Here is a 14,654-nt window from a genome sequence, read left to right as displayed (position 1 = left end):
AATTAATTGTGTGCCTCAGAAAAGCTCTGTATTAATATAATTAGCGCTTGAATGAATTTGTAGTAGTTGAGAAATTAAGTTTAAAATTTGCTATTTAATAGCAATAAGCTTATGCTACGATTGATGTTGCTTACAAAATGGCAATAAACCTTTTGTGACCATGAGGCTAAATCCTAATTTGAAATTTGGGATAGCGCAATCAGGGATTTAGCCTTTTTTTCTGGAACATTGTATTGGTTTTGCGGGTTTGCATATCTTTTGGCGATATCTGGGAAGATTTATATATAAAAATTGTCAATAAAATCTGGGGACAAGAAAACCTCTAGAAAAGAGGCTAGTACTCCACCACATTAATTTTACGAGGCTGCTAGATCCCCGACTTCTCCAAGAAGTCGGGGATCTGAACATGACGAACCTATTAAAACTTTTGGGACAGACCACTAGGAGATGCAGACGGTAGAATTCAGGAAATTCATGAGGGCGAGATGGTTGGTCGAGAAGGGCGAACGGTTGTTCGCCCCTACTGCTGGATTGCGCTAATAAGGCCACTTCCAGTCACGAATTTCTGGCATATCTTCGCCGTGTTCAGCAATGTAGTGCTTGTGTTCGATGAGTTTATCTTGCAGTTTCTGCTTAACATAAGCGGCGTTGTAACCCAATTTGGGGACGCGATCGATTACGTCGATTACTAGATGGAAGCGATCGAGATCGTTGAGAACAACCATATCAAAGGGGGTAGTGGTAGTACCCTCTTCTTTGTAGCCACGGACATGGAGGTTGTTGTGGTTCGTATGGCGATAGGTGAGGCGGTGGATCAGCCAAGGATAACCGTGAAAAGCGAAGATGATGGGTTTGTTGGTGGTGAAAATTGTGTCGAAATCTTTGCTACTTAAACCGTGAGGATGTTCACTTTTGGGTTGTAGTGTCATCAAATCGACTACGTTGACTACCCGCACTTTTAAATCTGGGAAGTGCTGACGCAAGATGTCTACTGCTGCTAAGGTTTCTAATGTAGGAACGTCTCCAGCACAGGCCATGACTACATCTGTTTCGCCATCTTGATCGTTGCTTGCCCATTCCCAAATGCTAATACCTTTGGTGCAGTGTTTAATCGCTGCATCCATGTCTAAGTATTGCAGTGCTGGTTGTTTGCCGGCGACGATGACGTTGACATAGTTGCGACTTCTGAGACAGTGGTCTGTAACTGATAGTAACGTGTTGGCATCGGGGGGAAGATAGACGCGAACGATCGCTGATTTCTTATTAACTACATGGTCGATAAAACCAGGGTCTTGGTGGGAGAAACCGTTATGATCTTGTCGCCAAACGTGGGAGGTGAGGAGGTAGTTAAGAGAGGCTATTGGTCGCCGCCAGGGTATATCTAAGGTAGTTTTCAACCATTTGGCGTGCTGGTTGAACATGGAATCGATGATATGGATGAATGCTTCATAGCAGGAGAATAAGCCGTGACGACCTGTCAGCAGGTAGCCTTCTAACCATCCTTGACAACAAGTTTCGCTAAGAATTTCCATCACTCGGCCATCGGGTGATAGATGATCATCTTCTGGAAGCCTCTCGGCTACCCAAGTCCGGTCTGTCACCTCAAATACAGGATCTAGACGATTTGATGCTGTCTCATCGGGGCCGACGATGCGGAAGTTACGGCTTTCTTGGTTGAGCTTCAGCACATCCCGGAGGAATTTTCCGGTGACTTTCGTGGCTTCAGCGATCGCTGTTCCTGGATGGGGAACATGTACAGCATAATCATCAAACTCAGGTATTTTCAGGTCACGCAACAGGATACCGCCGTTGGCGTGGGGATTATCACCCATGCGGCGATGACCTCGGGGCGCTAGTGCTGCTAGTTCGGGAATCAGTTTCCCGTTGCTGTCAAAGAGTTCTTCTGGTTTGTAACTCTTCATCCAGTCTTCGAGTAATTTCAGATGTTCTGGCTGTCCAGCTATATTACCAAAGGGGACTTGGTGCGATCGCCAATAACCTTCGGTTTTTTTCCCATCTACTTCCTTGGGGCCTGTCCAACCTTTCGGGGTTCTCAGGATAATCATTGGCCATTGAGGACGTTGGGTGAAACCATGTACGCGGGCTTCTCTTTGGATACCTTGAATTTCGACAATTACCGTATCTAAAGCTGCTGCTAATTGCTGATGCACATCTGCGGGATCAGCACCTTCCACAAAGTAGGGTTTGTAGCCATAGCCCACGAATAAGCTTTCTAGCTCCTCGTGGCTCACCCGTGATAATAGCGTCGGGTTAGCAATTTTATATCCATTCAGGTGCAATATCGGCAGGACTGCGCCATCATGCACAGGGTTGAGAAACTTGTTAGAGTGCCAACTAGCTGCTAGCGCGCCTGTTTCGGCTTCACCATCACCAATAACAGTAGCCACAATCAAGTCAGGATTATCAAACGCCGCACCATAGGCGTGGACAAGGGCATAACCCAGTTCACCGCCTTCGTGGATGGAACCAGGCGTTTCGGGCGCAACGTGGCTCGGGATACCACCAGGAAAGGAGAATTGTTTAAAGAGTTTTTTGATACCCTCTTCATCCTGGGAGATGTTGGGGTAGTACTCGCTGTAAGTTCCTTCCAGATAGGTATTAGCAACGAGTCCAGGGCCACCATGACCAGGCCCTGCAATGTAGATTGTATTTAGGTCATACTTTTTGATCACCCAATTGAGGTGAGCATAGATTAAATTAAGTCCTGGTGTTGTTCCCCAGTGACCTAAAAGTCTGGGTTTGACATGTTCTAGCTTGAGTGGTTCTCTTAACAGTGGATTGTCGAGGAGATAGATTTGCCCTACTGAAAGGTAGTTAGCTGCACGCCAGTAGGCATTGATTTTATCTAATTCTTCGGCTGTTAGAGGCTTTGTTTGTGGAGTAGCTGCTAAGGTCATATCAAACTCCGTGACAAAAAAATTGCGACACACTTAACAGTATGTAAGTTTACCGGTCTGCAACTATGATTGTCATCCTACTTGTGACAAGTTTTGCCATAAAACACAGATATGGTGGGCATTGCCCACCCTACACTACTATATGATTACAGACTTGAGGTTTTGCCCGTTTCTGCTTGTGTGGCGATCGCCTTCACATCGCTGTGTCCCATTTGACCAGCAATTGTCCGCAATACAGAAATTTGCCCATCAAAATCTAGCTCTTCAATTTGGGACAGCACATCATTAATAGTGTCAGTTTCGTCGTAATCATCTGGGATATCAACTACCGTATCACCCATTTCCACTGCCCAAGCATACCAAACTAACAGCTGATTATTTTCTTTTAACGCTCCATAAGCACGAGAATAGTCTGTATCCTCATTGTTAATAATTTCCCGCATAATATCTAGTTGCTGCTTAGAGGATAATTGCAAATAATCTCTGAGCAGAATTGGTGCTAGTTCTGGATCAGCCGCAGTAGGCGCTGCTGGAGTAATTGATCCACCCATTTTTTCATAAACAAAATATAGCCAAGCTAATTTGGCATCGGTATCTAAAGCATTAAAAGCCTCTACCACTTTCTGAGTTTCATTACTTAAAGATTGAGCAATGGTTTGATTATAATTTGCAGTCATGAATCGATTCCCAGATAATTTGTCAAATCAAACCTATGCTTATCAAAGTTTTAACCTCCAATCCTACATCCTGAAGAAAGAGATATCCTCTAGACTTTTATCTACCTTTTAACGGAGGCTAAAACCTTTCGCAAGATAGCCAGAAATTAGCATGTCACCTTGATAACATTGCCCTAGCAATAGAAAAATTACCTAGCGTGCTAATTATGTCTGAGAAAGTCAAGCCAAATCCTAATGAAGCCCCCACCCATGATGCACAATTAGCTGCTGAAAATATAGTTAGTGGGGAAGAAAAAGCGCCTAAGGTCGATTTTGAGGCTGATTACGCCGCGGCACAAAAATTTAGTGTCAGTGAGATTGATCGCACAGGTGAAGGTATCGGAGCTGCGGAAGCGGCGACTGCAACTAAATATGAAGTCTCTCAACCAGAAGAGGTAAAAACTGTAGCAGAACCAACTGGTAATCCTGACGATTATGTAGAGATAGCCAAAGAAATTAGCAGTTCAAGAGATGAAGCTGTAACTAGCGTCAGTGATGATCTATTACAAAAAGCTTTGAAAAAAGGAAAAGCTTCTGGAGGGTAATTTCAAGTTATATAGGAATCCGGTTTGATTATTGAAAAAATTCCGTACACTTTAATATTAAGTGTAGGGTGGGCAATGCCCACCACATCCGGGTTTTGGTGGGCATTGCCCAACGCCACTCCTCTCAACGCGGGAAACCCGCGCACGAGGGTGGCTCCCCTACATGTATTTCAAAAATCAAATATGAGTCCTATACCAATTAAAGTTTGGAAGGGTGGGAAAACCCCGCCCCTACGATTTATCCGTCGCATTCTTTTGGCAACTTGGTATTAGGAAACTTCTTTTAATCTGGAATACAAAATTTTTAAGAGCGTTCGTTGATAACGATCGCTCTTTCGGGTAAAGCAGAATTAATTTTCGCTCTTATGTCTATTTAACAACTGCGGATAACTGTTAATAGTTCATTCGGTTGGTGAATTAAAAAGTCTGGCTTTTGTTTAGCTAGTGCTTCTGAGGAATTAAAACCCCAAGTGACGGCAATGACTTTGATATTGGCTTTTTTTGATGCCTCTATGTCTCTGGTTTCATCTCCCACATAGATGACTTCTTGAGCTTTGAATTGCTTTTGTCTTAATACGTTATTGATGATTGTGGTTTTTCCAAAAATTGTTACTCCTGAATATATAAAATCAAATAAGCTATCTAAAGCATTGTTTTTAAGGAATTCGGTCACATTTTCTTGAGAGTTAGAAGTAATAATTCCTAGTTTATAGCCTTCATGCTTAAGTTCTATTAAGGCTGATTGAATTCCAGAAATAGGTTTAAACTCATGGATTTTATCTTTTAATTCAGATTTCACCTTTTTAACTAGAAAGGGAATTTTAAAAACAGAAATCCCTGAGTATTTTATAATTTCTCTCGAGCTAAAATTTCTTAATATAGCTAGTTCCTCTGGAGTGATTTGTATATAACCAAACTCGACAGCTAAACGATTGGCAATACTTACAAGAGCGTCTAATGTATCTGCAATCGTGCCATCAAAATCAAAAATAATTACTTTCTGGGTCATTACTTTGCTTAGATGCATCAAGATTAGCACGGGCATTACGTCGTAACATTTCTGGCTTAATCCGTCGCAAGGCTGATGCTGGAAGTTGTTGATCCCACTCCTCATCTGAGATTTCTGCCAATTCTATCAGCTTGGGCGCAATATTCCCAGGATAGGGCTGAAATTCTGCCACATCTGTGACGTGGGCAAAACGTTGGTTCCAAGGACAAACGTCTTGACAGATATCACAACCTGCAACCCAGCCTTGTAAATGGGGTGCGACTGTTTGGGGTAATTTCTCTGAGCGATTTTCAATTGTATGATAAGCTATGCAGCGGTTAGCATCGATAACAAAGGGTTGGGTAATCGCGTTTGTAGGGCAAGCGTCAAGACAACGAGTACAGGTGCCACAGTGTTCTGTGGATGGGCGATCGCTCTCTAATTCTAAATTTGTCAACACCTCTCCCAAAAATACCCAAGAGCCATACTCTCTAGTAATGACATTACCATTTTTCGCGATCCAACCAATCCCGGCTCGTTGTGCCCAAACTTTATCGGCAACTGGGCCAGTGTCTGCATAATAACGGGCTTGGATGCTTTCACCTAACGATTGTAACCAGATAGTTAGTGCTTTGAGTTTTTTGTGCATCACCTTGTGATAATCCCTTCCCCAGCCATAACGGGAAATTTTGGCGTATTCTTCGCCTTGGGGACGTTGATCTGGTGTGTAGTAGTTGAGGGCGACACAGATGAGCGATCGCACTTCTGGCATGATTAAGCTAATATCCTGGCGTTTTGGGTTAGCCATCCATGCCATTTCGGCGTGATAACCCAGCGCTATCCACGCTTGCAGCCGCTGCACCTCTGTAGCGTCAACTCCATCTACGGCAGCAATCCCTACTTTGTGAAAGCCTAACTCACTAGCTTTTTCTTTGATCACATTGCTGTTGATTACGGCACGCTTCTCCATTTATTTTATCTAAATTTTGCCCTAAAATTGGCTCGTTAATTATACACTACACAATAAAAGACAATAGGCAATATATCGACAGCAGCTTTTTTCTCGGCTGTTTTTGTATTGCAATGAAGATTCAGCTAGTAGCGCGATCGCGATAAATATATGACATCTGCTGAATTCAAAGCTGACACAACAACAGAAACATTCCCCATTGCCGGAATTACAGAACCTACAATACTGCGTTACTTTGAAACGTTGAACGCCGAAGATTTTCTCTTAACTGCTGCCTTATTTGCAGAGAATGGTGTGATGCATCCGCCGTTTGTATCTGATATTGTGGGGCGAGATGCGATCGCTACCTATTTACAACAAGAAGCTCAAGGTATTCGAGCCTATCCTCAGCAAGGAATTACTGAGACTTCAGTCTGTGAGCAAATCCAAATCCACGTTACAGGTAAAGCGCAAACTTCTTGGTGCAGTGTCAATGTCTCGTGGTTGTTTATCTTGAATCAGCACCGCCAAATAGTCAACGCCAAAATCAAGCTTTTAGCTTCTCCCCAACAGCTACTCAACTTGCGTCGTCACAATTAGTTCAACAGTGAACAGTTATCAGTTATCAGTAGAGAGGATGTATTGATTCTGGGGTCAGAACCCCCCGCTTCTCACAAGTGGTAGGTAACAGTTAGGGTGGTCACTGAGCAAAGTCGAAGTGTCAAATCCCCGACTGAAACTGTGAGAACTGATAACTGATAACTGATAACTGATTTAATGTCCAGTTTTATCTTGACAATTTGATACTAAGCTAGAGCCAAGACATTCTTGCGCTTCCAATATTTGTTGGGCAAAACCTCCCGGTTGTGCCATCATCCAAGTTGTCCCCACAGCAGTCAGTGTACCAACAGTAGCTAATCCCAACATAGCTGCTCGTTTTTTGCGTTTGACAGCAGCAGCGAGAATTTCTATTCTTGTACCAGTACCAAGTACCTGAATTGGCTGCAAGGCAGCTAAAGCCAGCGCGGCGTTAGCATAGCGATGTTTGCGGTTATGTTCTACCATTTTCATTAACCACAACCGAAAACGGGGACTGATTTGGGGTAATAACTTCTGGAAATTAAAGCGATGTTGCTCGTCCACTAACTTACCAACATCCACAGAACGGGTGCGCGTGAGCAAGCAAATTAGTGTGGCTCCTAAACTATACAAGTCTGACGCTTCTGTGAGCGGATGGCCAAGCTGTTCCTCTGGTGGCATAAAGCCTGGAGTACCTGCGACAAAGCTGCTGAGAGCCATTTTGGCACCCTGGCTCTGTGCCAAACCAAAATCAACTAGATAAGCATTTAATCGTTCATCAACCAAGATATTCTCTGGTTTAATATCTCGGTGAATAATTGGAGAAATCCGCCTTTGCAGATACACCAATATTTCTAAAACTGATATTGCAATTTGTTTGATTTCTTCGGGGTGAAAACAGCGTTTTATCCCTAAAGATGGGGCATTTTTATATTCCTGCACCATATAAAAACCCGCTGTTGTTTCAAAATAATCTACATAGCGGGGGATGCGGGAATGATTCAGTTGTTGCAGGATGGCGATTTCTCGTTCATAAGCTTTCAAACCTGACAAATCAGAATTTATACTAGCAAGATGAAACTCTTTAATTACTACTTTCTGATCAGACTTTAGCGCCTGAGCTAGATAAGTAATGCGCCCTGCTTGCCGATTGCGTCCTAGTTCTTGGATAACTTGATAGCCTAATCGGGAAAAATTGGGATGATTACTTAGGGGAATATCTTCTTTGTATCGATTTCGTACATCAAGTCCCATACATTCACACCACTTGATTGTCATTGTGTCAAGAAAAATCAGAGGTGCTTACCCAAATTGTGAACGGCTTTTTAATCTATCTTGCACAAAGGCGCATATCCACGAACATCATCACTGAATTTTAGATTTTAAATTTTAAATTTTGGATTGAATAATTCAAAATCGTTCGACTGAGCGCTCACGATGAAGCTCCTGCATTTATGGGACGTGGCTCAATCTAAAATCCAAAATCCAAAATCCAAAATTGATTTACCTTTGTGCTAGCCAATCCACAATTTGGGTATTGACAACATCAGGAACTTCATCGTGGGGACAATGACCGGCGTTGGGAATGGGGATAATTTTGATTGGTTTGCCATTCTCACGCGCCTCCTCGTAAATCTTTGCCCCGGTGATTGGTGTCCAAGGGTCGTCAGCACCCCAAATTATTAATAAGGGACGTTCTACTTTGGGCAAAAGTTCCTCTGGACTAGGCCCTGGAGGCGCTGTGAGGATGGATGCAAAAACTTGCTGCGCTCCTGGTTCGCAGGAAGGGGTATAAAGTAAATCAACTAATTCATCAGTGACGGCTGCACGGTTGCGGTAAACTTGATAGAGTGTGCGGCGAATTTGGGCTTTTTGACGGATGCGGTTAAAGACAAATTTGCCTGTAATTGGCGATCGCACTACTCTACTAAAAGCTGCCATCACAATACGTAGCGGCGGGTTCAATTCGTGGGGACGATGGCTTAATCCTCCCGCTGAGTTAATTAAAACACCAGCAGCGGCAATTTCTGGATGTTCTACCAACACCATCAAGCTAATTAACGCCCCGATGGAATTGCCGATAAATACAGCCGGTTCTTGAACATGTGCTGCCCAAAAATCCTTGAGCAATTCTACCCAAACTTCTATGGTGTAATCAATGGGTGCTTTTTCGGAACCGCCAAAACCCAACAAATCCACAGCAAAAACCCGATAGCCAGCATCTGCTAAAACTGGGATATTTTTACGCCAGTGTCCAATGGATGCACCAAAGCCGTGAACCAATACTAGGGGGCGTCCTGTCCCCATGACGGTGTATTGAATTTTGTAACCCTGCCAATTCCAAATCAACTTTTCTAAGTTAGCTGATGGTAGCTGCTGGCTAGTTAAACTCATTATTAAGATTCCTAAAGAATTGTTGTGATGGCATTACATTGTACGATGGGAAAGTTTCGCATCGCGCTTTGTTAGGTCGAATTAACCCATATTGCCAACTACAAAGTGTCTTGATACACATCCTCTTAGCCTACTGCTCTGTCCCAAAAGTTTTGAGAGGTTAGTGGTGTTCAGATCCCCGACTTCTTGAAGAAGTCGGGGATCTAGGGAAAGCGATCGCTTTTTTGATTGCAAGATTATTTTAGGCGATCGCACAAAGGAATTATTTGATTAATTAGTAGCTTGCTTAGAGCGATCGCGATAATTCAGATCCCCGACTTCTCTAAGAAGTCGGGGATCTATTACTCGCAGACTAATCATCTAGCAAAAGTCTTTTGAAACCAGCGCTATCAGGTAGGTTATGATCCGCCAAAAATTGCTGATAAGCTGACTTTTCCTCAATTTGCGTTTTAATATACTCTGTTTTGGGTAGTGTTCCTGCTCGTAATCCTGCATATTCCAAATAGCTGGAAAACTCCCATTCTCCAGGTTGCTGTACTAGTCCAGCTTTCACTGGATTTAGATGAATATAACATGAGAGATTGATCAGATAATCAGTTTGTAAAATATGAATACTTTGAAACCTCCCCTGAAATAGCACCCCAGAACGATTAAAACGCTTATTAATTGCCTTTGTATAGGAAAGAGAGAGAGATTTCATTGCATCAGACAGAGTTTCATCTCTCAAATAAACCAAAAAATGATAATGATTAGGCATTAAACAGTAAGCAACAATATCTACTGCATTGCTAATCAGATGTTCCCTTACCAATCGGAGAAAATAAATATAGTTCTCACGCTCAAAGAAAATTGCTTGGCGATTGTTCCCCCGATTATAAACATGGTAAAAATTCCCAACTTGCAGGGAAATCGGTCTTTGCGGCATAAGCTTTGAATATGAGATGCTGCCTTTTAGTATTCCCTATGAAGAGTCAAGATTTCAGATCCCCGACTTCTTGAAGAAGTCGGGGATCTAATGGTAGCGATGCTTTATGTATGGCAGCATTTCAGAAAAAATTATTATTGTTTTGACTATCTAGAAGTTAGCAGATGACAGCATCCATGATCCGAGTCTCATAACCACCTTTTTTGACTCCAGAGATCATCATTGGCGATCGAGTCTACTATCAAACAAATAGATCGGCGATTAAAAATCTCTGGCGCACAATGGGATGAATCGAATGTCTTTCAAGTCCTCAAGCATCGCTGTGCTTATCTCAACGCCAAGCTTTAGAGATCCGCCCTGCGGTACTATCTATCTTGCTTTGCTCCAGGAAAATCAGAAAAAGCTTTATCAAAATATTTTGCTAACTGAATATCTCGATCAGAGATTTGATGACCAATATCCCAACTTGTTAGATAGACTCTAACTGTTTTCCAAACATTCTCCCATCGAGGATGGTGGAGTGCAATATCACATCCAGGTGCAACCTGATTCATAAAGTCGATGGCATCGCGGAAAGTTTTGAATTGGTACTTGCGCCAAATTTCAACACGCACTCTAGTTGGATCTTCAGGGAGCGGACTAACTACTTTTTCCCACTTTGATAAGTTACCGCTGAGTGCAATCTGAAGTTTCTCGTCACTAATTGGCTCTGGTTTTTCTGGATCAGGAGTGGGGTAGATTCCCCAAAGATTATTGCTTGTCAGGGAGCGTTCGCTCTGTTTATTTTTATCAGTAACTAATCTTAATTGCTCAAGCGCAAGCTTGATATCATGATCCCAATAGTCATGACGAATATCTACTGCTTGCCTTTGAGTTAAGCCACTAATTGATGTCGGCAACTTATTAGCAGGTGGCATTTTGGCACCTCTAACCAACAACGGGAGTAATTTTTTATTCTCACGAAGTGCAAACTCAATCTCCCGACGAACCCAATCATCTTCTTGATCTATACGACGCAACCCATATTCATCACTAATCCGAATCCATTTAGTACCTATGACTACGATAACAATTTGAGCTTTTTGCAAAGCTTCTTCCAATTCTTTTGGCCATTGTGTTCCAAGTTCAATAGAAGACGTATCCATAAATACGGTATCTCTTCCCAGTTCCTGAAGAATAGTACTGTACAAACGTCCAGCTTCGGCGGCACTATCTATTCTTCGGTAACTGATAAAAATTGGTGCATTCAGCATAAGCAATAGAAATTTACTATTCTTGTCGATCGCTGGTTAAGAACTGGCTAATTAATAATGTACCAATTGAGTAGCTACAATCATTATCGGTGCGTGACGCTACAAATCATATATCGCTTAACTCAATGTATTTTTGCGGCGTCACACACCCTACAAATTGGTATTTTCTGTTAACTGATTTAATATTTCCGCTCTTTTGGCTCAAACATATTAATCACCACTGGGCGATACTGAATATCAATGCCTGCTGGCGAATAGTAAGCCATCGTGTGTCTGAGGAATTTATCATCATCCCGCTGGGGATAATCTTCGCGGAAGTGAGCGCCGCGACTTTCTTGACGATTGAGGGCTGAAGCTAAAATTGTTTGTCCTACTACCATCAAACTCTGCAATTCCAAGGCTTCTACAAGTTCTGTATTCCAGCAAGTGCCTTTATCATCTAAATAAATTTGTGGGTATTGTTGTTGTATTTCTGTAAGTTTCTGTAAACCCTCACTCATTAAGGCTGCAGTGCGGAAAACGCCACAATACTCAGTCATACAATCTTGGAAGGCTTGACGTACTTGGTTGATGCGGTATTGTCCTGGTTGTGCTAGCAGGGCTTGGATTTGTTGTTTGGCTTCGTTGATGTAGTGTTGTTCGTTGACAGTGGGGAGTTTGCGATTTTGGACAAAATGAGCGATCGCTGCTCCGGTACGTTTGCCATAAACTACACATTCTAGTAGTGAATTACTACCGAGGCGATTTGCACCGTGGACGGACACGCAAGCTGTCTCCCCTGCCGCAAAGAAGCCATCTACTAAACCATTGCCACTACTGCGGACTTGTCCATCTGTGTTCACTGGGATACCACCCATACAGTAGTGATTGGTGGGACGGACTGGCATTGGCTGAGTCACGGCATCAACACCTACGAGGCGGTGTGCTTCTTCCCAACAGAAGGGGACGCGGCTCATAATTTTTTCTTTGCCCATATGACGCAAATCGAGATAGACAAAGGGACCGCCTGCACTACCATCAGGATGGATACCCCGACCAGCGCGAATTTCATAAGCGATCGCTCTTGAGGTAATATCACGAGGAGCTAGTTCCATCCTACTAGGTGCGTAGTTCGCCATAAAGCGATCGCCCTCAGAATTAATTAGATACGCCCCTTCTCCCCTGACTGCTTCGGAAATCAGCACCCCTACCGGGTACAAACCAGTGGGATGAAACTGGACAAATTCCATATCTTCGAGAGGCAAACCAGCGATCGCTGTCATTGCTAAACCGTCACCAGTGGAAGCATAATCATTGGAGGTGGTGTTATATACACGACCGTAGCCCCCAGTGGCAAACATTACCGCCTTTGCCCGCACTACCTCAATATGTCCATCCAAAAGGCTGAACATGACTAAACCTTTTGCCTGACCTTCCTCTAAAATCAGGCGCATTACATACCACTCTTGGTAAATATGCACACCATATCGGCGCAGGTTGCTCACCAATTCGTGCAGGATTGCGTGACCTGTTTTATCCGCCGCGTAACAAGTGCGGTTATGGGAATGTCCACCAAAAGCGCGTTGGGCAATGCGACCATCAGATAAGCGCGAAAATAAAACCCCCATGTGTTCCAGGTCAATCACCACATCTGGCGCTTCCTGGGTGAGAATGCCTACAGCATCTTGGTCTGCTAAATAGTCAGAACCCTTGACAGTATCAAAAGCATGTGCTTGCCAAGTATCTTCAGCATCAACATTTTTCAGTGAAGCCGCCATACCCCCTTGGGCTGCGACTGAATGGGAACGAATGGGGTGGGTTTTGGCAACTACAGCAATATTTAAACTGGGATCAGTGCGGGCGATTTCCACAGCAGCACGGCATCCAGCCAATCCACCACCGACAATAATTACATCATGTTCAAGCATAATTCAGTATTAAATATTTCCCGACTGCAAAAAGCTGCTGTTTTATTTATTGTAAGGATGAGATTCACAAGAGGCGATCGCCACTACTGTGAAATTTCTCCAAAAAAATTCCCTGCCAATAGACAGGGATAATAACAAAATATTTACACCAACCTGATCTGAATTTACTGAGTGCTAAGTAAAAAATACTAATCAATCCCCAGTCCCTGGTCACTGAGCGCAGTCGAAGTGCAGTCCCTCAACTAGTTGCTTGTACAGGTTGTTGCTGGGAAACATTACCAGGGATAGGTTCTGTTTTTGTTCCCGGTTCTATAGCAGTTAATTCAATATGATTTAACAATGTAGTCACAAAGGCAAACAATAAGAAAGGCAGCGACAGCACGACAACGAGGCCTACAGTGGCTAAAGCATACACTGGTCTTCTAGCACCCATTAGTGCCAAAGCGGATGCCAAACTGATGGTAACTGTGATCAACCAAACAATTATTTGTCCGTAGATATCACCGAAGGTCAGGGTACAGACAAACCGATAGTTTTGCATCTTATTTATGCTCATCTTATTTGCCTCAAGTGTCTCCTATAGGTTCTACGTTAAAGCTATGTTTGACTTGTCGTCAATTTCTCAATATTTTTCCAAGTTTTGTAACATTACTTTAGAGTCAACTTATTTTTGTTACTAAATTTATTATTGGTAAGTAGGCGAGAAAAATTCAATGTATATAAAGAAATATAAATTATCCGTAGTGGACGGACATAACTAAAATGATGCACAAAAAATTGTAGTAGCGCGGCAACCTTAAAATGTTGGGCTGATACTAGTACAAAAAGTCTGAAGTATGAAGTATGAAGTATGAAACGAAGAAACCTTTACAGTCAGCCTTTAGGCGATTTGTAATAGGTACTTTATTTCCGCCGACCTGTACTAGGCTGTTGACTTTGTACGAAATTAGCTAAAAATTATCATGCAATTTTTGTGTTTACCGTAGGGGCATCGGCACTGCCATGCCCTGATGAGAACTACGACTATTATTTTGTCTGATGCATTTTGGGCTGAAAATCCTCAGAGTCAACAGCCTCGGCTGATACCATTTCACTTTAATTTAATGATACAAACACGTTGGCAAGGGCGCGGAGACCCATACGTGTCAACTTAAGACCTGGCGAATAGAATTCGCGCGCCACGTGCTACAAGTCGGAGAACCCGCTGTTAGCACGTGGCTTGGCTACACAGGCGTTCGCCCTACAGCCCTTCGGGCATCCTACGGCGGGCGTTCCCGTTCGCGCAGCGTCTCCGTCAGGAGAAGGGTAGGCCGCCTCCGCGAACTAACAAGAAATTAGGGTTTTTTAACCCACGGAGGCGGTCACTGAGCTTGTCGAAGTGTGGGTTTTGTTTGTGTAGACGCGGTTTCTAACCGCCGATTTCGCTTAAGTTGACACCAATGGCGGAGACCGCGCCCATACGAAAAATCTGTCTGTATCA

The 14,654-nt window shown here is 43.2% G+C and carries 12 protein-coding genes and 1 pseudogene; 3 read left to right on the top strand and 10 right to left on the bottom strand.

The genetic code is table 11. The features are described from left to right. Positions 1 to 536: 536 nt before the first annotated feature. Positions 537 to 2,918 carry a phosphoketolase gene (locus CAL7507_RS13705; protein ID WP_015129070.1) on the bottom strand — a complete coding sequence of 794 codons (2,382 nt, stop codon included), beginning with the start codon at positions 2,916 to 2,918 and terminating at the stop codon, positions 537 to 539. 146 nt (positions 2,919 to 3,064) lie between these two features. Further along, a complete protein-coding gene (locus CAL7507_RS13700) occupies positions 3,065 to 3,595 on the bottom strand; it encodes an orange carotenoid protein N-terminal domain-containing protein (RefSeq protein ID WP_015129069.1) in 531 nt (176 codons plus the stop codon). A gap of 206 nt (positions 3,596 to 3,801) precedes the next feature. On the opposite strand from CAL7507_RS13700, the gene CAL7507_RS13695 reads away from it, so the two are divergent. Then, a complete protein-coding gene (locus CAL7507_RS13695) occupies positions 3,802 to 4,179 on the top strand; it encodes a hypothetical protein (RefSeq protein WP_015129068.1) in 378 nt (125 codons plus the stop codon). 373 nt (positions 4,180 to 4,552) lie between these two features. Here the strand turns inward: CAL7507_RS13695 and CAL7507_RS13690 are convergent, their stop codons facing one another. Both CAL7507_RS13690 and queG read right to left on the bottom strand, forming a co-directional pair. Next, on the bottom strand, positions 4,553 to 5,188 hold the full coding sequence (locus tag CAL7507_RS13690) for an HAD-IA family hydrolase (protein ID WP_042341328.1): 636 nt from the start codon (positions 5,186 to 5,188) through the stop codon (positions 4,553 to 4,555). Further along, positions 5,163 to 6,137 (bottom strand): tRNA epoxyqueuosine(34) reductase QueG, encoded by a 975-nt coding sequence (gene queG, locus CAL7507_RS13685; RefSeq protein ID WP_015129065.1) that lies wholly within the window; start codon positions 6,135 to 6,137, stop codon positions 5,163 to 5,165. The genes CAL7507_RS13690 and queG overlap by 26 nt, the downstream gene beginning before the upstream one ends. A gap of 150 nt (positions 6,138 to 6,287) precedes the next feature. Here queG and CAL7507_RS13680 point away from each other — a divergent pair, with 150 nt between their 5' ends. Next, positions 6,288 to 6,716 (top strand): nuclear transport factor 2 family protein, encoded by a 429-nt coding sequence (locus CAL7507_RS13680; protein ID WP_015129064.1) that lies wholly within the window; start codon positions 6,288 to 6,290, stop codon positions 6,714 to 6,716. Positions 6,717 to 6,890: 174 nt separating this feature from the next. On the opposite strand, the gene CAL7507_RS13675 is transcribed toward CAL7507_RS13680, so the two are convergent. From CAL7507_RS13675 to CAL7507_RS13665, 3 genes are all read right to left on the bottom strand, one after another. After that, positions 6,891 to 7,949 carry a serine/threonine-protein kinase gene (locus tag CAL7507_RS13675; RefSeq protein ID WP_015129063.1) on the bottom strand — a complete coding sequence of 353 codons (1,059 nt, stop codon included), beginning with the start codon at positions 7,947 to 7,949 and terminating at the stop codon, positions 6,891 to 6,893. 249 nt (positions 7,950 to 8,198) lie between these two features. Then, positions 8,199 to 9,089: an alpha/beta fold hydrolase gene (locus CAL7507_RS13670; protein ID WP_015129062.1), complete on the bottom strand. Its 891-nt coding sequence runs from the start codon at positions 9,087 to 9,089 to the stop codon at positions 8,199 to 8,201. Between the two features lie 352 nt (positions 9,090 to 9,441). Next, positions 9,442 to 10,014, bottom strand: coding sequence for a transposase (locus tag CAL7507_RS13665; protein WP_015129061.1), 573 nt, complete (start codon positions 10,012 to 10,014; stop codon positions 9,442 to 9,444). 225 nt (positions 10,015 to 10,239) lie between these two features. Between CAL7507_RS13665 and CAL7507_RS31680 the strand changes: the two are divergent. Continuing rightward, a pseudogene (locus CAL7507_RS31680) lies at positions 10,240 to 10,362 on the top strand (ISKra4 family transposase); the annotation flags it as partial. Between the two features lie 17 nt (positions 10,363 to 10,379). On the opposite strand, the gene CAL7507_RS13660 reads toward CAL7507_RS31680, so the two are convergent. From CAL7507_RS13660 to CAL7507_RS13650, 3 genes are all read right to left on the bottom strand, one after another. After that, entirely contained in the window at positions 10,380 to 11,267 is an 888-nt protein-coding gene (locus tag CAL7507_RS13660) for a 4a-hydroxytetrahydrobiopterin dehydratase (RefSeq protein ID WP_015129060.1), read from the bottom strand. A gap of 179 nt (positions 11,268 to 11,446) precedes the next feature. Continuing rightward, the gene (locus CAL7507_RS13655; protein WP_015129059.1) at positions 11,447 to 13,174 is read right to left on the bottom strand and encodes a succinate dehydrogenase/fumarate reductase flavoprotein subunit; all 1,728 of its coding nucleotides are present in this window, start codon (positions 13,172 to 13,174) and stop codon (positions 11,447 to 11,449) included. Positions 13,175 to 13,412: 238 nt separating this feature from the next. Continuing rightward, positions 13,413 to 13,730: a hypothetical protein gene (locus CAL7507_RS13650; protein WP_015129058.1), complete on the bottom strand. Its 318-nt coding sequence runs from the start codon at positions 13,728 to 13,730 to the stop codon at positions 13,413 to 13,415. Positions 13,731 to 14,654 lie beyond the last annotated feature (924 nt).

This window comes from Calothrix sp. PCC 7507, assembly GCF_000316575.1.
Classification (GTDB): Bacteria; Cyanobacteriota; Cyanobacteriia; order Cyanobacteriales; family Nostocaceae; genus Fortiea.
The sequence above is the reverse complement of the archived record's forward strand: the minus strand, read 5'-3'. Positions and strand labels throughout refer to the sequence as shown.